The organism is Micromonospora sonneratiae (genome assembly GCF_042679305.1).
Classification (GTDB): Bacteria; Actinomycetota; Actinomycetes; order Mycobacteriales; family Micromonosporaceae; genus Micromonospora_H; species Micromonospora_H sonneratiae.
This window is the reverse complement of record NZ_JBHTMP010000031.1, coordinates 28,091-54,595: the sequence shown is the minus strand read 5'-3', so window position 1 is coordinate 54,595 and position 26,505 is coordinate 28,091. Positions and strand designations below refer to the sequence as shown.

General features: G+C 69.3%; 26 protein-coding genes. 16 read left to right on the top strand and 10 right to left on the bottom strand.

Translation table 11 applies throughout. The features are described 5' to 3' along the window. Positions 1-494 precede the first annotated feature (494 nt). The 6 genes from ACFQ4H_RS20105 to ACFQ4H_RS20080 are packed head-to-tail and all read left to right on the top strand — an operon-like array spanning position 495 to position 6,846. A complete protein-coding gene (locus ACFQ4H_RS20105; RefSeq protein ID WP_377572556.1) occupies positions 495-1,796 on the top strand; it encodes a glycosyltransferase family 4 protein in 1,302 nt (433 codons plus the stop codon). Positions 1,797-1,833: 37 nt separating this feature from the next. Then, positions 1,834-2,778, top strand: coding sequence for a hypothetical protein (locus tag ACFQ4H_RS20100; RefSeq protein WP_377572555.1), 945 nt, complete (start codon positions 1,834-1,836; stop codon positions 2,776-2,778). Positions 2,779-2,802: 24 nt separating this feature from the next. Continuing rightward, positions 2,803-4,155: an O-antigen ligase family protein gene (locus tag ACFQ4H_RS20095; protein ID WP_377572553.1), complete on the top strand. Its 1,353-nt coding sequence runs from the start codon at positions 2,803-2,805 to the stop codon at positions 4,153-4,155. After that, positions 4,152-5,006, top strand: coding sequence for a glycosyltransferase family 2 protein (locus tag ACFQ4H_RS20090; protein ID WP_377572552.1), 855 nt, complete (start codon positions 4,152-4,154; stop codon positions 5,004-5,006). The genes ACFQ4H_RS20095 and ACFQ4H_RS20090 overlap by 4 nt, the downstream gene beginning before the upstream one ends. Next, on the top strand, positions 5,000-5,890 hold the full coding sequence (locus ACFQ4H_RS20085) for a glycosyltransferase family 2 protein (RefSeq protein WP_377572551.1): 891 nt from the start codon (positions 5,000-5,002) through the stop codon (positions 5,888-5,890). Before ACFQ4H_RS20090 ends, ACFQ4H_RS20085 begins: the two co-directional genes overlap by 7 nt. Then, a complete protein-coding gene (locus ACFQ4H_RS20080) occupies positions 5,887-6,846 on the top strand; it encodes a glycosyltransferase family 2 protein (RefSeq protein WP_377572549.1) in 960 nt (319 codons plus the stop codon). The genes ACFQ4H_RS20085 and ACFQ4H_RS20080 overlap by 4 nt, the downstream gene beginning before the upstream one ends. A 14-nt stretch (positions 6,847-6,860) precedes the next feature. Here ACFQ4H_RS20080 and ACFQ4H_RS20075 read toward each other — a convergent pair whose 3' ends face one another. Continuing rightward, a complete protein-coding gene (locus tag ACFQ4H_RS20075) occupies positions 6,861-7,661 on the bottom strand; it encodes an alpha/beta hydrolase (RefSeq protein ID WP_377572547.1) in 801 nt (266 codons plus the stop codon). Between the two features lie 76 nt (positions 7,662-7,737). Continuing rightward, a complete protein-coding gene (locus tag ACFQ4H_RS20070) occupies positions 7,738-8,064 on the bottom strand; it encodes a hypothetical protein (RefSeq protein ID WP_377572545.1) in 327 nt (108 codons plus the stop codon). A 153-nt stretch (positions 8,065-8,217) separates the two neighbouring features. Here ACFQ4H_RS20070 and ACFQ4H_RS20065 point away from each other — a divergent pair, with 153 nt between their 5' ends. Next, a complete protein-coding gene (locus ACFQ4H_RS20065) occupies positions 8,218-9,318 on the top strand; it encodes an FG-GAP-like repeat-containing protein (RefSeq protein WP_377572543.1) in 1,101 nt (366 codons plus the stop codon). A gap of 103 nt (positions 9,319-9,421) precedes the next feature. Here ACFQ4H_RS20065 and ACFQ4H_RS20060 read toward each other — a convergent pair whose 3' ends face one another. Next, on the bottom strand, positions 9,422-11,212 hold the full coding sequence (locus ACFQ4H_RS20060) for a 3-hydroxyacyl-CoA dehydrogenase family protein (protein ID WP_377572541.1): 1,791 nt from the start codon (positions 11,210-11,212) through the stop codon (positions 9,422-9,424). A 112-nt stretch (positions 11,213-11,324) separates the two neighbouring features. Continuing rightward, positions 11,325-11,852: an FHA domain-containing protein gene (locus ACFQ4H_RS20055; protein ID WP_377572540.1), complete on the bottom strand. Its 528-nt coding sequence runs from the start codon at positions 11,850-11,852 to the stop codon at positions 11,325-11,327. 305 nt (positions 11,853-12,157) lie between these two features. Here ACFQ4H_RS20055 and ACFQ4H_RS20050 point away from each other — a divergent pair, with 305 nt between their 5' ends. Then, on the top strand, positions 12,158-13,657 hold the full coding sequence (locus ACFQ4H_RS20050) for an aldehyde dehydrogenase family protein (protein ID WP_377572538.1): 1,500 nt from the start codon (positions 12,158-12,160) through the stop codon (positions 13,655-13,657). Here ACFQ4H_RS20050 and ACFQ4H_RS20045 read toward each other — a convergent pair. Both ACFQ4H_RS20045 and nucS read right to left on the bottom strand, forming a co-directional pair. Next, the gene (locus ACFQ4H_RS20045; protein WP_377572536.1) at positions 13,641-15,083 is read right to left on the bottom strand and encodes a DUF2786 domain-containing protein; all 1,443 of its coding nucleotides are present in this window, start codon (positions 15,081-15,083) and stop codon (positions 13,641-13,643) included. The two genes, ACFQ4H_RS20050 and ACFQ4H_RS20045, sit on opposite strands and share 17 nt — an antisense overlap. A gap of 36 nt (positions 15,084-15,119) precedes the next feature. Then, positions 15,120-15,779, bottom strand: a complete 660-nt coding sequence (gene nucS / locus ACFQ4H_RS20040) for an endonuclease NucS (RefSeq protein WP_377572534.1) — start codon at positions 15,777-15,779, stop codon at positions 15,120-15,122. A gap of 71 nt (positions 15,780-15,850) precedes the next feature. On the opposite strand from nucS, the gene ACFQ4H_RS20035 reads away from it, so the two are divergent. The 3 genes from ACFQ4H_RS20035 (at position 15,851) to ACFQ4H_RS20025 (ending at position 17,904) form a co-directional block, all read left to right on the top strand. Continuing rightward, on the top strand, positions 15,851-16,468 hold the full coding sequence (locus ACFQ4H_RS20035; RefSeq protein ID WP_377572532.1) for a DUF4126 domain-containing protein: 618 nt from the start codon (positions 15,851-15,853) through the stop codon (positions 16,466-16,468). A 147-nt stretch (positions 16,469-16,615) separates the two neighbouring features. Continuing rightward, positions 16,616-17,557 carry a polysaccharide deacetylase family protein gene (locus ACFQ4H_RS20030; RefSeq protein ID WP_377572531.1) on the top strand — a complete coding sequence of 314 codons (942 nt, stop codon included), beginning with the start codon at positions 16,616-16,618 and terminating at the stop codon, positions 17,555-17,557. Between the two features lie 50 nt (positions 17,558-17,607). Further along, on the top strand, positions 17,608-17,904 hold the full coding sequence (locus ACFQ4H_RS20025; protein ID WP_377572530.1) for a DUF1540 domain-containing protein: 297 nt from the start codon (positions 17,608-17,610) through the stop codon (positions 17,902-17,904). A gap of 9 nt (positions 17,905-17,913) precedes the next feature. Here the strand turns inward: ACFQ4H_RS20025 and ACFQ4H_RS20020 are convergent, their stop codons facing one another. Next, the gene (locus ACFQ4H_RS20020) at positions 17,914-19,944 is read right to left on the bottom strand and encodes a protein meaA (RefSeq protein ID WP_377572529.1); all 2,031 of its coding nucleotides are present in this window, start codon (positions 19,942-19,944) and stop codon (positions 17,914-17,916) included. Positions 19,945-20,052: 108 nt separating this feature from the next. On the opposite strand from ACFQ4H_RS20020, the gene ACFQ4H_RS20015 reads away from it, so the two are divergent. Both ACFQ4H_RS20015 and ACFQ4H_RS20010 read left to right on the top strand, forming a co-directional pair. Next, a complete protein-coding gene (locus ACFQ4H_RS20015) occupies positions 20,053-20,916 on the top strand; it encodes an ABC transporter ATP-binding protein (protein ID WP_377572528.1) in 864 nt (287 codons plus the stop codon). Then, positions 20,913-21,752, top strand: a complete 840-nt coding sequence (locus ACFQ4H_RS20010; protein ID WP_377572527.1) for an ABC transporter permease — start codon at positions 20,913-20,915, stop codon at positions 21,750-21,752. The genes ACFQ4H_RS20015 and ACFQ4H_RS20010 overlap by 4 nt, the downstream gene beginning before the upstream one ends. A gap of 8 nt (positions 21,753-21,760) precedes the next feature. Here the strand turns inward: ACFQ4H_RS20010 and ACFQ4H_RS20005 are convergent, their stop codons facing one another. Further along, a complete protein-coding gene (locus tag ACFQ4H_RS20005) occupies positions 21,761-22,654 on the bottom strand; it encodes an arginase family protein (RefSeq protein WP_377572526.1) in 894 nt (297 codons plus the stop codon). Here ACFQ4H_RS20005 and ACFQ4H_RS20000 point away from each other — a divergent pair. Next, positions 22,635-22,907 carry a hypothetical protein gene (locus ACFQ4H_RS20000; protein WP_377572525.1) on the top strand — a complete coding sequence of 91 codons (273 nt, stop codon included), beginning with the start codon at positions 22,635-22,637 and terminating at the stop codon, positions 22,905-22,907. The genes ACFQ4H_RS20005 and ACFQ4H_RS20000 overlap by 20 nt on opposite strands. Positions 22,908-22,917: 10 nt before the next feature. Here the strand turns inward: ACFQ4H_RS20000 and ACFQ4H_RS19995 are convergent, their stop codons facing one another. Together ACFQ4H_RS19995 and murA are read right to left on the bottom strand one after the other, a co-directional pair. Then, a complete protein-coding gene (locus ACFQ4H_RS19995; protein ID WP_377572524.1) occupies positions 22,918-23,766 on the bottom strand; it encodes a 3-hydroxyacyl-CoA dehydrogenase family protein in 849 nt (282 codons plus the stop codon). Between the two features lie 167 nt (positions 23,767-23,933). After that, complete coding sequence (murA, locus tag ACFQ4H_RS19990; protein ID WP_377572600.1) at positions 23,934-25,403, bottom strand: UDP-N-acetylglucosamine 1-carboxyvinyltransferase; 1,470 nt, start codon at positions 25,401-25,403, stop codon at positions 23,934-23,936. A gap of 118 nt (positions 25,404-25,521) precedes the next feature. Between murA and ACFQ4H_RS19985 the strand changes: the two genes are divergently transcribed. Both ACFQ4H_RS19985 and ACFQ4H_RS19980 read left to right on the top strand, forming a co-directional pair. Further along, on the top strand, positions 25,522-26,094 hold the full coding sequence (locus ACFQ4H_RS19985; RefSeq protein ID WP_377572523.1) for a cob(I)yrinic acid a,c-diamide adenosyltransferase: 573 nt from the start codon (positions 25,522-25,524) through the stop codon (positions 26,092-26,094). Continuing rightward, positions 26,070-26,492, top strand: a complete 423-nt coding sequence (locus tag ACFQ4H_RS19980) for a VOC family protein (protein WP_377572522.1) — start codon at positions 26,070-26,072, stop codon at positions 26,490-26,492. The genes ACFQ4H_RS19985 and ACFQ4H_RS19980 overlap by 25 nt, the downstream gene beginning before the upstream one ends. Positions 26,493-26,505: the final 13 nt, after the last annotated feature.

Here is a 26,505-nt window from a genome sequence, read left to right as displayed (position 1 = left end):
CGCAGAAACGAGTCGGATGGTACGGCGCCAACGCATATTCCACCCTCCAGGAACGCATGCGTCGGTGCGACCCACGCACGGCCACCGGTGCCCGCCAACGGCGGCACGGACAGGCTAACCAGGCGGTAACCGGAAAGCGATATGTCGTTCCTGGCACTGGATTGTGAAGAAAGATCACCGAACGATCTCGCATCGACGCTCAACAACGCCTTGACCTTTGCCTGGTCTCCCGCGCCGTGCATGCAAGACGGCAGATTTAGACAAACGAATGAACAGCAATAGGCCGACCGGATCATTCCATGTAAAGATGCCGACAACACTCGCGAATCAGCATCCTTGCCGCTCAGCCCCAGGTAGAGCAATGTCTCGGGAGGGCATTGCCCCGAGAGGCAACGTCGCCGCCTTGGCACACTGAATTCGGGCCGCACCCCGCAGTGCGTTCGCGGCCATCCGTCGAAACAACCTCGTCCGAGCTGCCCCGATGGGAGTGATTGATGGCCGTCCGGCGTCCGCATGTCGTCATCGTGGTGGTCAACCTGCCCGTCGAACGGGACCGTCGGGTGATCCGGGAGTGCCAGGCCCTGGAGGCGGCGGGCTACCGGGTCAGCGTCATCTGCCCGCGCGGTCCGGAACGGCCGAAGGTCGTACCCGGCACCACGGACGCCCGCATCCACTCGTTCCCACAGCCGCTGGCCGGGTCCGGGGTGCTCTCCTTCGCCGCCGAGTTCGCCTGGGCGCTGACCGCGGTCACCGCCCGGCTGCTCGGCCTCATGCTGCGCGACCGGGTCGACGCGGTACAGGCCTGCAACCCGCCGGACATCTTCTGGGTGGTCGGGCTGCTGATGCGGATGCTGCGCCGCCCCTTCGTCTTCGACCACCACGACCTGAGCCCGGAACTGTACGAGTGCAAGACCGAGCGGCCCCATCCGCTCGTGCTACGCACCCTGCGCCTGCTGGAGAAACTCTCCTGGCGGTGCGCCTCGGCCGTGGTGTCCACCAACGAGTCGTACCGGGATCTGGCCATCAGCCGGGGCGGCTGCGATCCGGACCGGGTCGTGGTGGTCCGTAACGGGCCGACGCTGGCGGAGGTCGGGACGGTCACCGTGCCCGCACCCCGTACCGGCGCACCGGTCGGTTCCGACCCCGACCGGCCCGATCCGGTCCAGCACATCGTCTACCTCGGAGTGATCAATCCGCAGGACCATGTGGACATCGCCGTACTGGCCGCCGAACGCCTCATCGGACTGCGCAGTGCCGACGACTGGCGGCTGCTGATCGCCGGGGACGGGGACTGCCTGCCCGAGCTGCGTGAACTCGTCGCCGAGCGCGGCCTGTCGGACGTCGTCCGGTTCACCGGTTGGCTGGAGGCCCACGAGGTCGACGACCTGTTGCGGTCGGCGTCGATCGCACTACAGCCTGATCCGCCGACCAGGATGGCCGAGCTGTCCACAATGGCGAAGACGGTGGAGTACGTCGCCCGGGGCGTACCGGTCGTCGCGGTCGACCTGTTGGAGACCCGGCGTACCGCCGCCACGGCCGCCAGCTACGTACCGACCGGAACTCCCGACGAATTCGCCAAGGCACTCGACCAGCTGCTCGGCGACCAGCAGGCTCGGACAGCCATGGGAATCGCCGGTCGGCGGCGCTTCGTCGAGCAACTCGCCTGGGACCACCAGGTCAAGTCATACATCCGACTGTGGGACAACCTGCTAGAACGGAACGGGACTGGTGACAGGTCGGTCGCGTACAGTAGCGACGTTGCTGCCGCACGCCCGGTCTCGGGCCGGTCCCACTGACGACAGTTCAACCCGCGCAATTGAAGGGGCCGTTTCAATGGACCTCCTTGACCTGCTGAAGCTCATGTTTCGGCGGTGGTACGTCACGGCACCGGTGGTCATCCTGACCCTTGGCGCGGCACTCGCACTCGGCACCTCGATCCAGCCCGAGTACAAGACCGAGGCAGCGGTCCTGCTCGTCCCGCCCACCACCGCACCGGTGGTACAGGCACCGAACGCCACGCCCCAGCCGGGCAACCCGTGGCTGCGGGTCGGGGAGAACGCGATGGCCCAGGCCGTCCAGATCTCCGTCTCCGCGCACGACGCCCGGCAGAAGATCGTCGCCGCCGGCGGCGATCCGGGGTACGAGATCGGCCTCGTCAACCGCAGTTCGATCCTGACCATCGAGGTCACCGCGCCGAGCCGGGCCACGGCACTGGCGACCGTGACGGCGGTGACCAAGCTGATCGAGGAGACGGTCGCGGGCCAGCAGGCGCAGTATCACCCCAGGGCCGGTGAGCAGATCACCATCGAGGTGCTCGATCCGGGACTGAACATCGTCCCGTCCCGGTCCAACGTGCTCCGTGCGCAGATCGTGGTGGCGGTGATCGGGGTGCTGCTGGCCGCCGCCTCGGCGGTCACCTACGACGCCATCCAGCGCCGTCGGTCGTCGGCCAAGCAGCACGACCAGCGCCGTGGCCGGACCCCGCTGAACTGGAACACGGGCCAGGCGGCGGTCCGCCCCCGGCGCCCCTCCCCCCAACCGGCGGGCCACGCCCCGTCGATGGCACCTTCCCATCCGGTGGCCCACCCCCAGCAGCCGGCCGACGTGACCCAGCAGCTACCCGTCACCAACCTGGCGGGCCCGGACGGGTCGCTGCCTCCGGGCCGGGACAGCACCGGCCCGAAGGGCCCAGCGGAGCGGGGACGCTACCCCCAGGCCGACGACACGGTCCTGCTCACCACCATCCGCAGGCCAGTCGAGGATTCGACGACGCCGTGACGACGCGCTGAGAAAGCGGGCAACGTGCCGACCTATCTCTCCACGCGACGCTCGACCGCCGTCTACGACGGAATCACCCCTGCGGTACACCACTTCCCGGACGCCACGGCCGGCCTCGTCCTCACGATCATCCTGGCCTACCTGCTGCCCTCGCGGCTGATCTTTCCGCCGCTCAGCGAACTGGGTAAGCCGGGCATCGCCCTGGGGCTCGGCCTGCTGGTCTGGTGGGCCCTGAGCCGGCTGCATCCGGCCCTGGCCACCCGTGGGCGACAGCCGATGCGCTGGGCTCTCGCGGCCTACCTGGTCACCATCGGCACGTCCTACATCGCGGCCCAGTCGCGTGGAATGTCCACTTTGGAGGCCAATGGTGCGCACCGTACGATACTGATTGCGCTCGCCGGCGGCGGCGTACTCCTGGCTGCGGCCGACGGTGTGCTCACCCGGCAGCGGATCGACCACGTACTCCGCTGGCTGTCCTGGTGCGCCACCGGCATGGCGTTCTTCGCGCTCAGTCAGTTCGTGCTCCGGATCGACCTGACCAACTACCTCAAGCTGCCACCGGTGCTGATGTTCCAGCGGGAACTGATCGGGTTCGACGCCCGGGGCGGCGGTGGCCTGGTACGGGTCGCCGGTACCGCCGGCCACTACATCGAGTTCAGCGTGCTGATGGTGATCGGGTTGATGGTCTCGATCCACTACGCGAGGTTCTCGTCGAGCCAGCGCAACCGGCAGATCTACGGCACGTTGGCGATCATCCAGGCCGGGGTGATCCCGATCTCCCTGTCCCGTACCGGGGTGCTGGCCCTCACCGCCGCCATCCTCTTCTTCATCATGCTGTGGCCGTTACGGACGACGTTCAACGTGCTCGTGATCGGCGGCATCCTCGCGGCGGTCATCCAGGTCGTCCGGCCAGGGCTACTGGCCACCCTGCGGGCACTGATCTTCGCCGGGGACAACGACCCCAGCGTCCAGGGTCGCCTGGAGGACTACGACTACGTCGCCCCCTTCATCAGCGAACGCCCCTGGTTCGGTCGCGGGGTCGGCACCTGGCTCCCCGAGCTGTACCAACTGCTCGACAACCAGTGGCTGGTCACGCTGGTCAGCGCCGGGATCGTCGGGGTGACCGGACTGGCCGCGTTCTTCCTCTCCGGCATCGTCGTAGCCGGACGGGTCCGCCGGTTCTCCACCAGCCCCCGTGACCGCGATCTCGCAGCCGTGCTGGCGGTCTCCCTCGGCGTCGCCGCGGTCACCGCCTTCACCTACGACGCGCTCTACTTCTCCACCTATTTCCTAACCATGCATCTCCTTCTCGGGCTCGCCGGTGCGCTGTGGCGGGTGACCTGGGCGGAACGGTCCAACCGGAGCGAGGCGACGTGACTGGCATCGACACTGGCATCGACATTCTGATGATCACGTACGACCGGCCGGAGTACGTCCGGCTGTCGCTACCCCACCTGCTCGATACCTGCACCCCCGACACCCGGGTGTGGGTATGGCACAACGGCAGCGATCAGCCCACCCTCGAAGCGGTCGAGGAACACCTCGGCCACCCCCGGGTGCACCGTTTCCGGCACAGCCCGGTGAACGCCGGCCTACGCGGACCGACGAACTGGCTCTGGCAGGAGGCGACCGGCACCTATCTGAGCAAGGTGGACGACGACTGCCTCCCGGAGAGCGGCTGGCTGGAGACGCTACGCCAGGCCCACGAGGACGTCCCGACCTTCGGCGTCATCGGCACCTGGCGGTTCCCGGACGAGGACGTCGACGAGGCCCTCGTCGCGGCGAAGCTGGCGGACTATCCGGGCGGACACCAACTGCTGCGCAACCACTGGGTCCAGGGCAGTGGCTACCTGGTCAAACGCGAGCTGATCCGGCAGACGGGCCAGCTCGGCGAGAACGAGTCCTTCTCCAACTGGTGCGTACGGGCCGCGCAGCTGGGCTGGGTCAACGGGTGGTACCACCCGTTCCTGCACGAGGAGCACATGGACGATCCCCGCAGCCCGAACACCATCTACCGTACCGACGAGGACTTCATGGCCCGCCGCCCGCTGTCGGCCCGCAAGACCGGCGTCACCACCGTCTCGCAGTGGACCGAGCAGATGCGCCACTCGGCCCGGGTGGTCCAGGCCGCCTCGTTGGACCTGCGGGAATACCGGGGGTGGCGGCTGCGGCGGCGTACCGCGGCGCGGCGGATCCGGCTGGCTCTGACCGGGCACGCCCCATGGTGACGACGGATCCCGGTGGGCGACCGGGGCCGATCAGCGTCGTCATCCCGGCCCACAACGAGGAGGCGGTGCTCGGCCAGACCCTGCGCACCCTGCTCGAGGACGCCGCACCGGGCGAGTTCGAGGTGGTCGTCGTACCCAACGGGTGCACCGACGCCACCGCCGACGTCGCCCGCTCCTACCGTGGGGTCACGGTACTCGAACTGCCGGCATCGTCGAAGGCCAGCGCGTTGAATGCGGGTGAGGAGCTGGCGACCGGGTTCCCGAGGATCTATCTCGACGCCGACATCCAGCTGAGCACCGCGTGTGCCCGGGCTCTGGTCGCGGCGGTCACCCCGACCCCCGATGGCCGCCCCGGCTTGCTGGCCGCCGCACCGCGCCGGGTGGTGGTCACCGCCGGGCGACCGCTGCTCGTACGCGCCTTCTACACGATCAACCGCCGGCTGCCCGTCTATCGGGACACGCTCTTCGGCCGGGGCGCGATCGCGGTCTCCCGGTCCGGCCGGGACCGCTTCGACCGGTTCCCGGACGCCTTCGCCGACGATCTGTTCCTGAACTCGCTCTTCGCCGTCGGGGAACGCGCCGAGGTGGCCAGCGCGGCAGCGGTCTCCGCCACCCCACTGCGTACCCGGGACCTGCTGCACCGGTTGGCCCGGGTACGCGCCGCCAACCGGGCACTCCGGACCACCAACGACGGGGTTCCGTCGACCCGGGGCGCATCGTGGCTGTTCGACGTGGCGCTGCCCCGGCCGTGGCTACTTCCGGCAGCCGCCTGCTATCTGGCGCTCACCCTGTTGGCAGAGTTCGCCGCCCGACGCGCGGGCGCACAGGCCAGCTGGGGACGGGACGACTCCAGCCGGACCACGACGGGTGGTGGCGTCAGGTGAGCGCGGCGGTGGTGAGCGTGATCGTCGTCTCGTACCAGACCCGGGAGCTGATCGTGCGGGCGCTGTCGATGCTGCGGGCGTCCCGCCCGACCGTGCCGTACGAGGTGATCGTCGTCGACAACGCCTCCACGGACGGCTCGGCAGATGCGGTCAGCACGGCGTTCCCGGACGCCCAGGTGGTACGACTCGCACACAACGTCGGCTTCGCCCGGGCGGTCAACGTGGGCGCGGCCCGGGCCAGTGGCGAGTGGCTGCTGCTGCTCAACCCGGACACCGAACTGGTCGACGACGTCCTCGGTGAGCTGGTGTCGTACGCCCGCACCCACCCCGAGCACCGGGTCTACACCGGCCGGACGCTGCATGCGGACGGCACCGACGACGGGCGGTCGGTCTTCGCCCTGCCCTCGGTGTGGGGGTACCTCTGCTTCGCCGCCGGGCTCTCCACCGTGTTCCGCCGGTCACGGCTCGGCAATCCGGAGGAGCTGCCCGGACTGGACCGGTCACGGCCCGGCCCGGTGCCGGCCGCGTCGGGCTGCCTGCTGCTGATCGAACGGTCGCTCTTCACCGAGTTGGCCGGCTTCGCCCCGGACTACTTCATGTACAGCGAGGACATCGACCTCTGCCTGCGGGCCACCCTGCTCGGGGCGCGGCCGGTGCTGGTGCCCGGGGCACAGGTGAAGCACGTGGGGGGCGCGTCGTCGACGAGCGTGGGTAAGCGGGTCATGGTGTTGCAGGGCAAGACGACCTATCTGCGCCTACGGTGGTCCCGGCCCCGGGCCGCGATCGGCCGGCTGTTGCTGGCAACCGGCATCGCCATCCGGGCGGCGGGGGCCCGGCTCACCGGTCGCGCCGGCTACTGGCGCGGGGTGTGGGCGGCCCGCCGGACCTGGCTGGCCGGTTGGCCACCGGTGTCCGAACTGCCGCCCGTGGAGATCGTCACGCCGGCCGATCGCTGACCCCAAGCGGTCGGTTACTCGGCCGCCGGGCCGGGAACCGGACGGTCCGCGAAGGCGGCGACCGTACGGTCGGCGTACGCACTGGAGTCACCGGTCTCCATCGGACCGTCCCAGGTGGTCGGCAGCGGAACCGGGACCGACGGGTTGACCCGGCGGACCACCTCGTCGAGCACCGTCTCCGCGTAGCCGACCCACAGGTGCTTGGCCCCGGGCACTCCGATCACCTCGGCCTGCGGGATCGCCGCGAACCGCTGTCGTGCCTCCTCCGGGCGCAGATAGTCGTCGAACTCCGGCACCAGCGCGGTCAACGGCTTACCGGTCTCGGCCCACACCGCAAGATCGTCGCTGGTGGAGTACCGCAGTGGCGGCGAGAGCAGGATTGCCCCGGCGATGGCCGGGTCGCAGCCGTACCGTAGCGCCAGGTCGGTGCCGAACGACCAGCCGAGCAACCACAGGTTAGGCAGTTCGGCGAACTCGGCGTACTCGATCGCCGCCGCCACGTCGAACCGTTCCCCGACCCCGTTGTCGAACTCCCCCTCGCTGGTGCCGCGCACGCTGCTGGTCCCCCGGGTGTTGAACCGCAGGACAGCCAGGTCGGCCAGGGCCGGCAACCGCCAGGCGGCCTTGCGGTACACGTGGCTGTCCATCATTCCGCCGTGGGTGGGCAGCGGGTGCAGACAGATCAGGGTGCCCACCGGGTCCCGGTCGAGCGGTCGGGCCAGCTCACCGACCAGGCGTAGCCCGTCGGCGGTGTGCAGTTCGATGTCCTCCCGGCGCCCGGGAAGGATGGATGCGGCGCGGATGGGGGTGCTCACCGTCCCAGTCTCGCCCGGAGGCGCCGGCAGCGTCAGCCGGGACGGCAACACCGTGACAAAGATCCCTGACGGTACGTCAGCCGTGCCGGGGTGCGTTGCGGGAACGCTGGACGTTGGGCAGTCGCCGGTCCCGCGCCCGCCAGCAGCCGGTGTGCCAGTGCCGGCGATCGGTGAGATCACCCCGACCGTCCGCCGGCCAGGCGACCACGTGCGCCACGCCCGGCCGGATCTCCTGATCACAACCGGGACAACGGTACGTCTTGACCGCCCCGTCGCCGGAGATGCCGCGTACCTGCCACTCACCGTCACGCCAGGACTGCACGGACTCCACGCCTCTTCGTGCCCGTTCGCCGGAAATCGGCGTAGCGTCATCGGGGCGGGGGCGGTTGCGACGCGGGCTCACGTCTCCCAAGGGTACGGGGCTCCCACGCGCATCCCGGAATTGTAGTTGTCAGATCACGGTCAGAATGGGCTAGATAACCACAAAACGCTTCTAACCTCACGAGTAGTGCCAGCCGCAGAGACTGGACGACGAGGCACGCTTGAGGAGGCGCGCATGTGGGGGAAGCGCATCGCCACGGTGATCGCGACGACGATCCTGGCCGTGGCAGGTGGGGCGGTTCTGCCCGCCCAGGCTGGCGGGGCCGGTGAGCCGATAGTCGGCGACCTCAACGCTGACGGGTTGCGTGACCGGGCAACGCTCGGGGTCAAGGCCCCGGACAGCTGCGTGGTCAAGGTCGAGTTGGGCCGCCGCCCGAGTGGCTACCAGCCGGCAAAGACCTACACCTATCTACAGGAATCCGGGGCCGACCCGATCAGCTGTCCGGACATGGGCGTCGCGGTCGATCTCGGCGGGGACGGCACGACGGAGCTGGTGCTGGCCTGGTTCGCCGGACGGCCACCGACGTCCGAACACGACCTGCTGGTGCTGCGCAACTACCGTCCGGCAGCCGGCTTCGACGCCATCCACCAGCCCAGCTACGTCGGCCTGGCCGACTTCAACGGGGACGGTCGACTGGATCTCTATCAGTGGACCGACCAGGGCCAGGGCTTCGCCACCTACCTCAACACCACCAACGGGCAACTGGTGCCCGGACCGGTGAAGTGGTGCTCCGGCTGGCCCCAGTTCCGCCTGGCCGACTTCGACCGTAACGGCGCCATGGACGTGGTCATCGCGTACATCGAAGGCTGTGGCGACTATGCCAGCGGGGTGGTCGTGATCCGTGACGACGGCCAGGTCACACACATCCAACGGGCCGAGGCCGGCGACACCTACTGGTCGGTCAACGTACTCGACGCCAACCGCGACAGCCGATCCGACCTGGTCATCGACAACCCGGACACCCGGCAGGTCCGGTACTACCTGGGCACCGGCGACGGCAGGTTCGTCGAGTCGCCGCGAGCGGTCGCGGACACGTCGACCGTCACCGGTCTCAAGCGGACGAGGATCGCCGTACTGGCGAACGACTACGCCACCGCCGAGGCGACGATCAGCATCGTCACCCAACCACGGCACGGCACGGTCCAGCTGACCAGGGACCGGCAGGTGATCTACACACCGCTCGCCACCACTGCCAGCAGTGACCGGTTGGTCTACCAGTTGACCGAGCACGGCCGGACCAGCAGGGCGGCGGTGACGATCACCCGCAAGGCGTGACTGGCGTACCGGTCCGAGCGCTCTCCACGGCTGGAGAAAGCTGGCGGCACGATCCGTACGGATCGTGCCGCCGGTTCTCGATGCGGGTGTGGCGTCGGACCGCTCAGCGGTTGGTGTGGTCGCGGAACCCCCGGCCGGCCTTACGTCCCAGGTAGCCGGCCGTCACCAGGTGCTCCAGCAGCGGTGCCGGTGCGAACCCGGGCTCCCGTGACTCCAGGTAGAGCTCCTGCTGGATGGCGAGTGAGACGTCCAGCCCGACCTGGTCGAGCAGTTCGAACGGACCCATCGGGTAGCCGCAACCGAGCTTCATTGCGTGGTCGATGCCGTCGGCCGTGGAGTAGTTCGCCTCCAGCATCTTCACCGCGTCGTTGAGGTACGGGAAGAGCAGCGCGTTGACCACGAAGCCGGACCGGTCGGCGCAGACCACCGCGGTCTTGCCGAGCGCCACACAGACGGCCCGGGCGGCGGCCACGGTCTCCTCGGACGTACGGATGGTGCGGACCACCTCGACCAGCGGCATGATCGGGGCGGGGTTGAAGAAGTGCAGACCCACCACGTGCGCCGGACGCTGGGTGGCCATGGCGAGGTCGATGACCGGCAGTGACGAGGTCGTGGTGGCCAGCACCACACCCGGCTTGCAGATCTCGTCGAGGCTGGCGAAGAGCGCCTTCTTGACGCTCAACTCCTCGATCACGGCCTCGACCACCAGGTCCACGTCGACCAGGTGCTCCAGGGTGGCCGACCAGTTGACCCGCCCCAGTGCGGCATCCCGCTCGTCCTCGGTGAGCTTGCCGCGTACCACCGCCTTGTTCAGCGAGGTCTTGACCGCCTCGCAGACCTTGGCGGACTTCTCCGCACCCCGGGTCACCGAGACGACCTCGTACCCGGCCCGGGCGAAGACCTCGATGATGCCGGTGGCCATCGTCCCGGAGCCGACCACGCCGACCTTGGCGATGGCCGGTGCTCCGTCGGCCACAGCCGAGCCCGTCGGACGCGGCGTCTGGTCATCGGGTACGACCACCGGCGACCCGGGCTTCTCGTAGGTGTAGAAACCCCGCCCGGACTTGCGGCCCAGCAGCCCCGCCGTGACCATCTGCTTGATCAGCGGCACCGGCGCGTGCCGGCGGTCCCGACCACCCCGGCGGTACATGGTGTCGAGGATCTCGTACGCGGTGTCGATGCCGATCAGGTCCATCAACGCCAGCGGCCCCATCGGCAGGCCACAGCCGAGCTTCATCGCCGCGTCGATGTCCTCCCGGCTGGCGTACCGCGACTCGAACATCTCCACCGCGCGGTTGAGGTAGCCGAAGAGCAGGGCGTTGGCGATGAAGCCGGCCCGGTCGTTGATGGTGACGGCGACCTTGCCGAGGCGGGCACAGAGCGCCTCGACGTCGGCGACCACCTCGGGCTCGGTGACGACCGTACGGATCACCTCGACCAGCTTCATGATCGGTGCCGGGTTGAAGAAGTGGATTCCGATGACCTGGTTCGGCCGGTGGGTGGCGACCGAGATCTCGGTGACGCTGAGCGAGGAGGTGTTGGTGGCCAGGATCGCCTCCGGCTTACAGATCCGGTCCAGCTCACCGAAGATCCGCTGCTTGAGGTCGAGGTGCTCGGGCACCGCCTCGATCACCAGGTCGACGTCGTGCAGCGCCTCCATCCCGACGGCGAAGGTGACCTGGGACAACAGCGCGTCGCGTGCCTCCGCGGCCAGCTTGCCCCTGGCCACCGCCCGGTCGGTGGAGTTGGTCAGGTTGGCTCGTCCCCGGTCGAGCGCCGGCTCGGAGATCTCGACCGCGACGACTCTGACACCGCTACGCGCGAACACCTCGACGATGCCGGCACCCATCGTGCCCAGCCCGACGACGCCGACGCTGCTGAACTCGCGTGCCACTGCCGGCCTCCCGCATGCTCTGGGCAGCCGCATTAACGGCCGCTAAGTTATGCGGGCGAGTCTGCCACGTCATTCGGGCTTGTCGAGACACGGTGGGGTATTTCACCGAGCGCTAGAAGATCAGATAGGCCCAGGCCAACCAGCCCGCCAGTACGACGCAGCAGCCTATCGTCAGCAACAGCCGTCGGGGACGCCGGGAGGGCAGCGCCTGGGTGGGTGCCCGCAGCGCCGCCGACACCGCCCCGGCCCCCGGCGGGCCGGGCAGCATCGTCCGTGCCGCCGACTGGTAGCGCAACGTGCCGACCGGATCGGTCTGCGCCGACCCCGGATCGAAGAACCGCAGTTCCACCCCGCCCAGCCGGATCCGATCCCCGTCGCGTACCTCGCGCGGGTCGGAGACCCGCTGATCGTTCAGCCAGGTGCCGTTGGTGGAACCGGCGTCGCTGAGCAGGACCCGACCATCGACCACCTGCACCGTGGCATGTCGCCGGCTGACCCGGTGGTCCTCGACGAGGATGTCGGCACCTTCACCTCGGCCGATCACCGTCGATCCCGACGTGAGTCGAAAACTCGCACCCCGCAACGACCCATTGACCACCATCAACAGCGGTGACAGGCCGATCTCGTCCGTAGTGGGCATTTCGTACTGCCTCCCGCGCCCTCAACCCGCGCTACTGCCCCCGAGCCAGCTTTCCATCGCACCGAACGCATTTCCATGCACCGTGGTACTGATTTGCCCAGTCTTCCGGCCATATCCACTTACCGATTCGGTGGACCACGAGTAGCCGTTCGCTACCTTACGGTAGTTGACGTTGGGCTCGATCTCATCCCCGCCACGCACCTTCCCCGCCACTCGTCGCACCCGTCACGCCCCTCTGCCGGCTGAGGTCAGGCCGACGGACGCAGACCGTACCCATGAGTAATTTTCGGGTTTAGACTTCGAACATGACCGCCACGCATGCCCCCGGCGTCCCCGTCATCGAGGATGGCGAACTGGTTTCCACCAACCCGGCGACCGGGGTGGAGGCGGGCCGCTTCCCGGTGGCCGATACCGACGATGTCGCGCGGGCCGTACGGCGGGCGGGCGAGGCGGCGTCCTGGTGGGCCGAACTGGGCGACCGTGGCCGCAGACAGCGGCTGCTGCGGTGGCGGGCGCTGCTGGCGCAGCGGATCGAGGAGATCGCCGACCTGTCCCACCGGGAGGGCGGCAAGCCGGTCGCCGAGGCGATCGTCGAGACCGTCTCCGCGATCGAACACGTCGACTGGGCGGCCCGCAACGCCCGCCGGGTGCTCGGCCCGCGCCGGGTACGTTCCCGGCTCGTCCTCGCCGAGTTCTCCGCCCACCTGGAATACCAGCCGTACGGCGTGGTCGGCGTGATCGGCCCGTGGAACTATCCGGTGCTGACCCCGGTCGGCTCCATCGCCTACGCCCTGGCGGCCGGCAATGCGGTGGTCTTCAAGCCCAGCGAGTACACCCCGACCGTCGGCCAGTGGCTGGTCGACACCTTCGCGGAGGTGGTACCCGAACAGCCGGTGCTCCAGGTGGTGCACGGATTCGGCGACGTCGGTGCCGCGCTGTGCCGCTCGGGAGTGGGCAAGGTGGCGTTCACCGGGTCGGCAGCCACCGCGAAGAAGGTGATGGCCGCCTGTGCCGAGACGCTCACCCCGGTGCTGCTGGAGGCCGGCGGCAAGGACTCGATGATCGTCGACACCGACGCCGACCTGGATGCCGCCGCGGAAGCCTGCGTCTGGGGTGCGCTGACCAACGCGGGCCAGTCCTGCATCGGCATCGAGCGGGTCTACGCGGTCGACCCGGTCTACGACGCCTTCGTCGCGAAGGTGACGGAGAAGGCCGGGCGGTTGACCGTCGGCGCGGGTGACGGGGCGGACATCGGACCGATCACCATGCCCGGACAGATCGACATCATCCGTCGGCACATCGCCGACGCCATCGACCGGGGCGGCCGGGCGGTACTGGGCGGTCTCGACGCCGTACAGCCGCCGTTCGTACAGCCGACGATCCTGGTGGACGTGCCGGAGGACTCGGCCGCCGTACGCGAGGAGACCTTCGGCCCGACGCTGACCATCGCCCGGGTACGGGATGCCGACGAGGCGGTGGCGTTGACCAACGCGGTTTCGTACGGCCTGGGCGGCTCGGTCTTCGGCCGCCGCCGAGCGCTGGCGCTGGCCCGCCAACTGCGCTCCGGCATGGCCTCGATCAACTCAGTGATGAGCTTCGCCGGCATGTCCTCCCTGCCGTTCGGCGGGGTCGGCGAGTCGGGCTTCGGGCGGATCCACGGAGAGGACGGCCTGCGCGAGTTCAGCCGGGCCAAGGCGATCACCCGACGCCGGGCCCCGTCCCTGCTACCCGCGATGACCTTCGAACGGACGCCCGCCCAGGTCGACCGGATCGTCAAGGCGATCAAACTCAGGTACGGCCGCTGACCTCCGACCGGGCGGCCAGCGCGGCCAGATCCGCCGCTGCCGTCCCGGCGGCCCACCCCGCCGCGTTGTGGCTGCCCCGGACCTGCCGCTGAACCATCTCCGGGAACATCGTCTCGACGGCCTCCCGTACGACGTCCTCCCGGGCGGCCAGCACCGGCAGCAACCGGTCGGCCCCCGCCTCGACCACCACCTCCCGGCTGACCTCGTCGGTCGCGGCCCGCAGCCGTTCACCGATCCGGACGGCGTACGCCTGGAGGAAGGACTGCCGGAACGACCGGGTGGTGGACTGGCCGGCCCGGCCGCGTTGCGGACCGCCCCGCACCATCGCCGCCGTCGCCTGCACCAGCAGCGACGTGTAGAGCAGTTCCACCGACTCGGCGTCGGACGGGAACCCGAGCACCGTGGCGAACCCGAAGTCCGCCGACCAGACCGACCGGCACCGGTTGGCCGTGGCCACCTCCTGCAACAGCAGGGCCTTGGCCTGCTCGTACGGCGCGTCGACGCCGACCCGGAGCGCTACCGGCTGGTCGGGCGCCCCGGTCACCCAGGGTGCTCCCATGGTCCGGGCGGTCGCACCGGCCGACCCGCCCCGGGTCTGGCCGGCGGCCAACAGCGCCCGGTCGATACTGTGCCGGGCCATCAGCTCCTGGGCCTTGGCGGAGAGCGCCTCGGCCTCCTCCGGAAACTCGGTCGACTCCGCCTTGGCCAGCAGCCCCCGGACCCGGCCCAGCACCCGCTCGTCGATCGTCGCCCCGGTCGCGGTTCCGGCCCGCGACGCGTTGCCCCGGACCGTGCCCGGCAGCGGGGTCACCTTTCCGATGTCTGGCAAAGCGGTCAGCACGCTCAGTACGGACACCACGTCCCGCAGGGCTTCCGAGCGGTCCAGCTTCTGCCGCTGGCCCCAGGCGGTCAGCCGGTGGTCGGCGTACCCCTGCCAGACGGCGGCACCCAGCTCGCGGAGTTGGGCGTGCCATCTCTCGTGCACGGTGACTTCCGAATAGCCGCGAAGCTGGGCGGCGATCTGTTCGACGGTCAGTTGCGCGGCCCGCTGGCCGTGCCGCCGCCGTACCACCCGGACCAGGTCCGCCGGTAGCCAGCCGCGTTCCCACAGCTGGCCGACGACGTCCTGGAACGCCTCGGCCACCAGTCGGTCGACCAGTCCCGGCTCACCGACGGTCAGCTGATCCAACTGCCGCTCGACCTGGTCCGGGTGCTGACTCAGGAGCGCGTACACCGCTCCGTTCAGCAGTTCGGCGATCCACTCCTCGGAGGTCCGTTCCTCCCTGGAAGAGGTCCACGGATCGAAGGCGTCACCGACCCGACCGGACTGGCCGTGGGCCCCCGCCGCAGCCTCCGTACGACCGCGTTGCCGCTGCTCCCGCGCCTTCTTCTTGGCCGCTCTACGCTGCTGGTTCCGGATGCCCATGAAAGGTCGATTCGCTCGGTTGCGCCAGGTGCCCGGTCAGAACAGGGTCAGCTCGTCGCGTTCGATGCCGCGCAGCTTGTCGTAGTCGACCACCACGCACCGGATGCCCCGGTCCTCGGCCAGCACCCGGGCCTGCGGCTTGATCTCCTGGGCGGCGAAGACACCGGCCACCGGAGCCAACAGCGGGTCCCGGTTGAGCAGTTCCAGGTAGCGGGTGAGCTGCTCAACGCCGTCGATCTCGCCGCGCCGCTTGACCTCCACCGCGACGGTCGCGGACGCGCCGTCCCGGCAGAGCAGGTCGACCGGCCCGATCGCGGTCGGGTACTCCCGACGGATCAGCGTGAACCCGTCGCCCAGGGCGGTCGGATTGGCGGCCAGCAACTCCTGTAGGTGCGCCTCCACCCCGTCCTTACGCAGCCCGGGATCGACTCCCAGCTCGTACGACGTGTCCTGGAAGATCTCTTCGAGGGTGATCCGCAGTTCCTCGCCGGCCTTGTTGACCACCCGCCAGACGCCGGGTGCCTCCTCCAGCCGACATGGCGGGCTCATCCAGTTGAGTGGCTTGTAGGCCCGGTCGTCGGCATGGATGGAGACCGACCCGTCGGCCTTGACCATCAGCAACCGGGTCGCCAACGGCAGGTGGGCCGCAAGCCGTCCGACGTAATCCACTGAGCACCGCGCTATCACCAACCGCACCCGACGAGGGTAGCGGAGCGCACACCGTTGGCCGTCCGACCCCACTGGCGCGTCGATGAGATCCTGAACGGGTGCTGGAAGCCCTCACCGGTTCGGGTCTCGCCGCCTCGGCGGGACTCAACGCGTACATTCCCCTGCTCAGCATGGGGCTACTTGCCCGCTACACCGATGTCGTCGAACTGCCCGGTGGCTGGCAGTGGCTGTCGAACGGCTGGGTGATCGCGATCCTGACGGTGCTGTTGGCGATCGAGTTCGTCGCCGACAAGGTACCGGTCGTCGACCATGTCAACGACGTGGTGCAGACCGTGATCCGGCCGACCTCCGGCGGCCTGGTCTTCGGAGCGGGGGTCAGCTCGGAGACGGCCACGGTCAGCGACCCGGGCGAGTTCTTCTCGTCCAACCAGTGGGTACCGATCGTCGTCGGGGTGCTCATCGCCCTCGGCGTACACGCCCTGAAGGCCGCCGCCCGCCCGGTGATCAACACCATGACCGCCGGGATCGGCGCTCCCGTCGCCAGTACGGCGGAGGACGCCACCAGCGTCGTCATGTCGCTGGTCGCGATTCTCGTGCCGGTACTGGTGGTGGTGTTCCTGGCCGGCATGGTGCTCTTCCTGGTCTGGGTGCTCCGGCGGCGCAGGCGACGGCGACGGGAGCGGCAGGCCGCCCGGGCGGCCGGGTTCCAGGTCTGACCGACGACAACCTCCCGCTCCGGGCGCGGCACCCCCGGACGGGACCGCACCGAACGGAACCGCACCAGACGGGACCGCACCGGACGGGGCGACATCGGAGGGGGGCGGCACCGATCCCGTCGGGCTGGAATCATCGTCACCGTGCCCATGAAAAAAACTCACTTGTTGCTGGCCACGCTGTTGACGGTGACCGTGGGCGGCGGCATCGCCCTCATCGTCCACGGGGTCCGGGACGGCTCCGCCCCCACCCGGGCAGCGACCTTCGAGACACCCGACCCGAGCAGATCGGCTCTGGGCACACCGACTCCGAACCCCTCGACGGGAGTTCCGGGTAGCGGACCGACCACCGGCCCGGTCGACCCGCCGCCGGCCACCCTGCCCGGGGCCACCCGGCCGGGCACCCGGCCGCCGGTGGTCGACAACGGCCCCCGTACGGGCAACCGGGTGGCCCTCACCTTCGACGCCGACATGACCGACGGGATGCTGCACAGCCTGCGGACCGGCCGGGTGAAGTCGTACGCCAACCTGCGCATCATCGAGATGCTGGAGGAGGGGCGGATCCCGGCGACGTTCTTCCTGACCGGCAAATGGGTCGAGCGCTACCCGGACATCACCCGACGGCTGGCCGGCAACCCCCGGTTCGAGCTGGCCAACCACACCTACGGACACCTGGCGTTCACGTCGGACTGCTACGACCTGCCCCGGGTGCCGTCCCGACTGATGACCGAGGACGTGGCGAAGACGTTCGACGTGATCGAGGCGTACGGCGGTCGGCAGACCCGCTACTTCCGCTTCCCCGGGCTGTGCCACGACGGGGCGGCGCTGGCCGCCCTCGCACCGCTGGGCCTGACCGTGGTCGACGGCGACGTGGTCAGCGGCGACCCGTTCGCCACCGCCTGGCGACCGATCGTGGACGCGGTGCTGTCGAAGGTACGCCCCGGTTCGATCATCATCATGCACGTGACCGAGGCGAACGCCGCGATGACCGACGAGGCGCTGCCGCACATCCTGGCCGGGCTGGCCGCACGTGGCCTCACCCCCGCGCCACTGTCGGAGGTGCTGGGCCAGGGGTCGACGAATCCGAGATAGCAAACCCTGCAAAAGCCTAAAATTGGGGCAAGACTCTAGAGGAGGTCAAAATGGCCACTGCACTGGAAATGCCCCGGGTCCAGTCGTGCACCGTTACGAGTTGCTCCTACAACCAGGATGGTTGTCACGCCTTCGCCATCAGCGTCGGCGGTGAGGACGGTCACGCGCAGTGCAGCACCTTCGTCGAGATGCCGACCCGGGGCGGGATCGAATCGATGATCGCCCTGGTCGGTGCCTGCCAACGGTCCGACTGCCGGCACAACGCCGAACTCGAGTGCCACGCCCCGGCCATCGTGGTCAGTCCCGAGCAGGCGATGGCCGACTGCATGACCTACGACCCCAGCTGATCGCCGGCGTCAGTCGTCGAGTCCGTTCACCTCCCGGACCACCGTGACGAGTTCGTCGATGATGTCGGTCAGCGCATAGTCCTTGGGGGTGAACACCCGGGAGACGCCCGCCGCCCGTAGTGCGGCCACGTCCGCGGCGGGAATAATCCCACCGACCACCACGGGGAGGTCCGCGCGACCGGCCGCCCGCAGTCCGTCCAGCACCGCGGGTGCGGCGGCCAGGTGCGAGCCGGAGAGTACGGAGAGTCCGACCAGGTCGACGTCCTCCTCCACGGCCGCTGCCACGATCTGCGCCGGGGTCAGCCGGATCCCCTGGTAGACGACCTCGAAGCCGGCGTCGCGGGCACGTACCGCGATCTGCTCCGCACCGTTGGAGTGGCCGTCCAGTCCGGGCTTGCCGACCAGCAGCCGCAGCCGTCCGCTGCCCAACTCCCGCGCGGTACGCCGGACCCGCTCACGTACCGCCGTCAGTGCCGGCTCGTCCGCGCCGCCGACACCGGTTCCACCGGTCAGCCCGGTCGGTGCCCGGTACTCGCCGAACACCTCGCGGAGCACGCCCGCCCATTCACCGGTGGTGACCCCGACCCGGGCACAGTCGATCGAGACCGGCATCAGGTTCGCGCCGGACGCCGCCGTCTCCTTCAACCGGGCCAGAGCGGCACCGACCGCGTCGGCGTCCCGGCCGGCCCGCCACTCACGTACGGCGTCGGCGGCGGCCACCTCCACCGCCGGGTCGACCCGCTGCACCGCCTCGGCACCGGCGGCGGTCAACGGCGAGGGCTCGGTCTCGGTGAACCGGTTGACGCCGACCACGACGTCCGAGCCGGACTCCATCCGTCGGCGACGCTCGGCCAACGATGCGACCAGCGCGCTCTTGAGATAGCCGGTCTCCACCGCGGCGATCGCCCCACCGAGTTCGAGGATCCGGTCCAGTTCCTGCCGGGCACCGGAGACGATCCCCTCGACCAGCGCCGACACGACATGCGAGCCGTCGAACAGATCGGGATACTCCAGCAGGTCCGACTCGTACGCCAGCACCTGCTGCATCCGTAGCGACCACTGCTGGTCCCACGGGCGGGGCAGTCCCAACGCCTCGTTCCAGGCCGGCAACTGCACGGCTCGGGCCCGTGCGTCCCGGGACAGGGTGACCCCGAGCATCTCCAGCACGATCCGGGCGACGTTGTTCTCCGGCTGCGCCTCGGTCAGACCGAGCGAGTTGACCTGCACGCCGTACCGGAAGCGACGGTCCCGTGGGTCGGTCACGCCGTACCGGCTCTGGACGATCTCGTCCCACAGCGTGGCGAAGGCCCGCAGTTTCGCCATCTCCTCGATGAACCGCACCCCGCTGTTGACGAAGAAGGAGATCCGACGCACCACGTCACCTAGCCGGTCGGCCGGGACCTGGCCGGAGTCACGTACCGCGTCCAGCACGGCCACCGCCGTGGCCAGGGCGAACCCCACCTCCTGTACGGGGGTGGCACCGGCCTCCTGGAGGTGGTACGAGCAGATGTTGACCGGGTTCCACCTCGGCACGTTGCTGACCGTCCAGGCGACGGTGTCGGTGGTCAGCCGCAGCGACGGACCGGGCGGAAAGATGTGGGTGCCCCGGGACAGGTACTCCTTGACGATGTCGTTCTGCGTCGTGCCGGCCAGTCCCGAGGCCTCGGCGCCCTGCTCCTCGGCGGCGACCACGTAGAGCGCCAGCAGCCACATCGCAGTTGCGTTGATCGTCATCGAGGTGTTCGCCCCGGCCAGCGGGATGTCCGCGAACAGGGCCCGCATGTCACCGAGATGTGACACCGGCACCCCGACCCGGCCCACCTCACCGGCGGCCAGCTCATGATCGGGGTCGTAGCCGGTCTGGGTCGGCAGGTCGAAGGCCACCGACAGCCCGGTCTGGCCCTTGGCCAGATTCCGGCGGAACAACGCGTTGGTCGCATCCGCCGACGAGTGGCCGGCGTACGTGCGCATCACCCAGGGGCGGTCCCGCTCGGCGAGCCGACCCGTCCCGAGCTGCTCCCTATCGAGACGCTCATCCATCTCCAGAGTCTAAGTTACCGTTAAGTCACTTGTGTTGGTGAAAAACCGCACAGCTCACGGCGACCCCCGGCTGCTCCCGAGGGTTCGACGACCCGGATAGTTGAGGGCATGACTGACCAGCTCGCGATCGCCGTACGGGGATTGCGCAAGTCGTACGGCGACAACATCGCCGTGGCCGGCCTCGACCTGGAGGTACGCCGGGGCGAGGTGTTCGCCCTGCTCGGACCGAACGGTGCCGGCAAGACCACGACGGTGGAGATCCTGGAGGGCTATCGGCAGCGGGACGCCGGCGAGGTCAGCGTCCTCGGGGTCGACCCGGCCCGACCGACCGCACTCTGGCGGTCCCGGGTCGGCATCGTGCTCCAGGGCACCGGCGAGTTCGACGAGTTGACCGTACGCGAGGTGGTACACCACTTCGCCGCCTTCTATCCCGCGCCGGACGATCCGGAGAAAGTGATCGACCGGGTCGGGCTGGCCGGCAAGGCGAACGCCCGTACGCACACCCTCTCCGGCGGGCAGAAGCGTCGGCTGGATGTGGCACTGGGCATCATCGGTTGCCCTGAACTGCTCTTCCTCGACGAGCCGACCACCGGCTTCGACCCGGAGGCCCGACGCGAGTTCTGGGACCTCATCCGGGACCTGGCCGCCGGTGGCACCACCATCGTGCTCACCACGCACTACCTGGACGAGGCCGAGGCGCTGGCCGACCGGGTCGGGGTGATCGCGGGCGGCCGGCTGGTCGAGGTGGCGGCCCCGGCCAAGCTGGGTGATCGGGAGAACGCCCTGGCCACGGTCTCCTGGCGTACCCCGGACGGGACGCTGGAACGGGTGGAGAGCGCGACGCCAACGGCGCTGGTCGCCGAGTTGGCTGCGCGGTTACGGGCGGACGGCGGGGACGGGGAGATTCCCGGGCTGACGGTGACCCGTCCGACGCTGGAAGACGTCTACCTACGAATGATTGGGCACCGGTGAGTACGACGACAGCGGCACCCGCACGTCAGACAGTCGCCCGCCGGGTGGGACCGGTCTCACTCGGCCTGCGTCAGGGGCAGCTGGAGATCCGGCAGTTCCTGCGCAGCCGGGAGTCGGTGGTCTTCACCATGGCCTTCCCGGTCGTCATGATCCTGATCTTCGCCTCGATCTTCCAGGGCGAGATCGGCGGTGGGGTGAGGTACACCCAGTACTTCGTGACCGGCATGATCGCGACCGGGCTGATGACGGTGGGCTTCCAGAGTCTGGCGATCCAGATCCCGATCGAGCGGGACCGGGGGGTGCTCAAGCGGTTCCGTGGTACGCCGATGCCGAAGTGGGTCTACTTCGCCGGCAAGGTCGTCATGGTGGCTGCCATCGGGGTGGCCGAGACGGTGCTGCTGCTCCTGGTCGCGGTGCTGCTCTTCGACCTGAAGTTGCCGGACACGGCGGGCAAGTGGTTCACCTTCGGCTGGGTCTCGCTGCTCGGCATCACCGCCTGCACACTCTGTGGCATCGCCTTCTCGTCACTGGCCCGGACCGGCCGTGGTGCCTCGGCCACGGCGACCCCGGTCGCCCTGGTGCTCCAGTTCATCTCCGGGGTGTTCTTCATCTTCACCTCGCTCCCGGGTTGGATGCAGCAGGTGGCGGCGTTCTTCCCGCTCAAGTGGATGTGCCAGGGGCTGCGCTCGGTGTTCCTTCCCGCCTCGTTCGGTGCCCAGGAGCCGGCCGGCTCCTACGAGTTGGGCATGGTGGCGGTGATGCTGGGCGCCTGGTGCCTGATCGGGCTGGCCCTGTGTCTGTTCACCTTCCGCTGGACCACCAAACGCGACGGCTGAGCTGAAGGTCAACTGCCGTCGGTCAGCGCTGACAAACCCTGACGGAGGCACTCGACCAGACGTACGGCGATTCGCCCATCGGGGTCCAGGCGAGGGTTGAAGATCGTCACGTCGAGGCCGACGGCTCGACCGCTCGACATCGCCGTCCGCAGTACAGTCTCCAGTTCGGCCCAGGTCAGCCCATCGGGCTGGCGGTAGTCCACAGCCGGCATGACGGCGTCGTCGAGGACGTCGACATCGAGGTGGACCCAGTAACCGGAGCTTGGTCCGGCACAAAGCCAGTCCACCGCCTGCCGCGCTGCCGCCGCTGCACCGGCTCTGCGCGCCCCCGCAAGATCGATGGTTCGTAGTTGCGGCGGCAGCGGCTGCATCCCGGCCCGCTCCGACTCCGCACCGTCACGGAAGCCGAAGGCCACGACGTCCTCGTCTCGCACCAGTGGCGCACGGCCCTCGACGTCGCTGAGCAGTTGCGGTCCACGGCCCGTCGCCAGCGCGAGATCCATCGAGGCCGCCTCGCCGTTCGGCTCCGCCGCCGGCTGGTAGAAGTCGGTGTGCCCGTCGACGAAGAGCAGGCCATAGCGCCCGCGCCGGCGCAGGGCGAGCAGGTTGGCGAGAAGGATGCTGCAGTCACCGCCAAGGACCACCGGGAAGGCCCCACGGGCCAGCACCGCACCCACGGCATCAGCCAGCTCGACGGTGTACTGCGCGATCCCGTCCGAGTTCAGGACCCCGGTCTCGGGGTCCCTGCGCTGGTCGTACGCTGGCGCGTCGACCCGGCCGCCCACCACCGCCCCGGGCAGGTCCCGCAGGCCGGCATCGAGCAGCGCGGCCGGCAGGTCTTCCACGCCGGAGGGCCGCAGCCCCAGCACCGACGGTGCCTCGATGATCGCCAGCTCCGGCACGCTCGACTCCCTCACCAGCGAGGCACCACGCAGGCCCCCGGTCGCCGTAGCCGACCTGCCCGCACACCTCACCCGCACGGTAGCCGCAGCCGCAGCCCGCCCGCCGGTCGTTTACCGAACCCGTCCCGACTCGCCCGCGAACTGCTTCGACGCGGGCACCCCCGGCCAGACGCGGGCACCCCCGGCCAGACGCGGGTGCCCGATCGCCAGCGTGGTGAGCCGAGACATGACAAACCGGCCCGAGGCGCAGTAGGAACAGCGGCTCAGTACGAGTAGAAACCCTGCCCGGTCTTCCGCCCCAGGTCGCCGGCGGTGACCATGCGCTGGAGCAGCTCCGGCGGGAAGAACTTCTCGTCGGCGGTCTCGGTGTAGATGTTCTTGGTCGCGTTCAGCAGCACGTCGGCACCGGTCAGGTCGGTGGTCGCCAACGGGCCCATCGCGTGCCCGAAGCCGAGCTTGCAAGCCGTGTCGAGGTCCTCCGCGGACACCACACCCGACTCGACCAGCTTGACCGCCTCCATCACCAGAGCGGTGATCAGTCGGGTGGTGACGAACCCGGCGATGTCCCGGTTGACCACCACGACGGTCTTGCCGATCTCCTCGGCGAAGGCGCGGGCCGTCGCCAGGGTCTGGTCGCTGGTCTTGTAGCCACGGACCAGCTCACACAACTTCATCATCGGAACCGGTGAGAAGAAGTGGGTGCCGACCACCGATTCGGGCCGCTCGGTCACCGCAGCGATCTGGGTGATCGGGATGGCCGAGGTGTTGGTGGCCAGGACCGCGCCCGGGGCGCAGATCTTGTCGAGCGCACGGAACACCTCGTGCTTGATGTCGATCCGTTCGAACACCGCCTCGACCACGATGTCGGCGTCGGCCGCCGCCTCCAGCTCGGTGGTCAGCGTGATCCGACCGAGGGCGGCCTCCACGTCCTCCGGGCTGATCGCGCCCTTGCTGGCGAACTTCTCCAGCGACTTACGGATGCCGGCCAAGCCCCGACGGGTCGCCGTGTCGTCCAGGTCCCGAAGCGTCACCTGCCAGCCGGCCTGGGCCGCCACCTGGGCGATCCCCGCGCCCATCAGTCCGGCTCCGACGACCGCGAGTCGACCCGCCATAGCTCACTCCCTCGCCCTCGATTGCTGTTTGTCAGCACCTTAGCGGGCAAGGCTAAACGATTCCTCAGTCGCCCGGTCCCTCTGCGCAGGCAGGATGATGATCACAGCACCGGCCTACCGTCCGACGCCGCCCAACCGGCCGGCCACGCCGGGCACCGGCGGGACGCCTACAGCCTGAAGGTCGTCTCCTCCGGTACGGTGGCCCGCTCGACCTCGACACCGAGCGCCCGCAGGTCTGCCACGAAGTCCGGGTAGCCGCGGTCGACATGGTGCACATGGGAGATCTCGGTGGTGCCGTCCGCGCACAGACCCGCGATCACCAGTCCCGCGCCGGCCCGGATGTCGGTGGCCCGAACCGGAGCACTCGAAAGCCGCTCCCGACCCCGTACGACCGCGTGATGACCATCCGTGTTGATGTCCGCGCCGAGCCGTGCCATCTCGTTGATGAACATGAACCGCCCGTCGAAGATGTTCTCGGTGATCAGCGAGGCCCCCTCGCTGACCGAGGCCAGCCCGATCGCCATCGGCAACAGGTCGGTGGCGAACCCCGGAAACGGCAGGGTGACGACGTCCACCGCCGTCGGTCGTCGGTCCATCCGTACCCGGAAGGCGTCGGACCGGGTCTCGACCAGACCACCAGCAGAGATGATCTTGTCGAGGGCGATCTCCAGGTACGCCGGATCCAGCCCGGTCACGGTGACGTCGCCCCGGGTCATCGCCGCCGCGAACGCCCAGGTGCCGGCGACGATACGGTCGCCGACCGTCGCATGCCGTACGGGATGCAACTCCGGGACGCCCTCGATACGGATCGTCGAACTGCCGGCGCCCTCGATCCGGGCCCCCATCTGCGACAGCATCGTGCAGATGTCGACGATCTCGGGCTCACGGGCCGCGTTGTCGATCTCGGTCACGCCCCTGGCCAGGACCGCCGCCATCACCAGGTTCTCCGTTGCCCCCACGCTGGGGAAGTCCAGCCAGATGGTCGCGCCGCACAGCCCGTCCGGAGCCGAGGCGATCACGAACCCGTGCTCGCCGGTGATCTCAGCACCCATCCGGGCAAGTCCGGAGACGTGCATGTCCAGCCCACGGGAACCGATCGCATCGCCGCCGGGATGGGCGACCCGTACGTAGCCCCGGCGGGCCAACAGCGGGCCGAGCACGCAGATCGACGCGCGGAGCCGTCGTACCAGGTCGTAGTCCGCCTCCGCCCCCAGTTCGTCCGGTACGTCGATGGTGACCGAACGCGAGCGCTGTCCCGGTCCCCCACGGTCGCCACCGACACCGGCAGCCCCGACATCGGCACCACCGACACCGACGCTCCCGGCACCGGACACATCAGCGGTCTCCCCGACGCCAGCAGGCGTCTCGACTCCCCCAGGTGTGTCGTCGGCACCGAAGGACACCTCGCAGCCGAGCCGCCGCAGCACCTCGCCCATGATGGCGATGTCCGTGATCCGCGGAACGTTGGTGATGACGCTTCGCCCCGGGGCCAGCAGCGCCGCCGCCATCAGTTTGAGCGCCGAGTTCTTGGCCCCGGTGACCTGGACCTGTCCGGCGAGCCGGGCACCCCCGCTCACCCGGATCACGTCCCGTTCCAGGTTCGGCCGCTCGTCCGGTGCACCCGGACCGAAGGGCACTGGCCACTCCCCAACCGGCTCCGCGCCCACGCCCAACTCCCCCACCGGCTCCACGCCCACGCCGCTGGCCGATGACCGAGCAGACAGCCGTCGGGCGGGCATCCGTACGCTGTGTGTCATGGCTGTCCACCTCACGCGTATCTACACCAGGGCCGGCGACGCCGGCACGACCCGGTTGAGCAACAACGAGCAGGTCGCGAAGACGGATCCCCGGATCACCGCGTACGCCGATGTCGACGAGTGCAATGCGGCCATCGGGGTCGCCCTGGCGCTCGGACAGCTGAGCGAGGACCTGCGCGTGATGCTGGCCTGGATCCAGAACGACCTGTTCGACGTCGGCGCGGACCTCTCCAACCCGGTCGAGCCCGATCCCGCGTATCCCCCGCTACGGGTGACCGAGGAGTACGTGACCCGCCTCGAGGGCTGGTGCGACGAGTACAACGCGCAGTTGAGCAACCTTGACTCCTTCATTCTTCCCGGCGGCACCCCGGGAGCTGCGCTGCTGCACGTCGCACGCACCATCGCGCGGCGGGCCGAGCGCTCGGCCTGGGCGCTGATTGCCCACGAATCGGACCGAACCAGCACTCTTCCGGCAAAGTATCTCAACCGACTCTCCGACCTGCTGTTCATCCTGGCAAGAACGGCAAACCCGGACGGGGATGTGCTATGGAAGCCGGGCGGCCAGCGGTAGCCATCATGGGCGGACTGCACCACGTCGAGGTGTGGGTACCCGATCTGGCGAAATCGATTCGCGGCTGGAGCTGGCTACTCACCGAACTCGGCTGGCAACCGTTCCAGAGTTGGCCAGCCGGCCGATCCTGGCGGCTGGACGCCACCTACCTGGTGCTTGAGGAATCTCCGGCGCTGACCTCGAAAGTCCATGACCGGATGGCACCCGGACTCAACCATCTCGCCTTCCACGCCGGCCCCCGCGCCGTCGTGGACCGGCTGGTCGAGCAGGCCCCGGCGTACGGGTGGTCCCTGTTGTTTCCGGACCGACATCCGTACGCCGGCGGACCGGACAGCTACGCCGCCTATCTGGCGGACGAGGCCGGATACGAGGTGGAACTGGTCGCCACGGCGGAATGAACCCCCGCTGGGT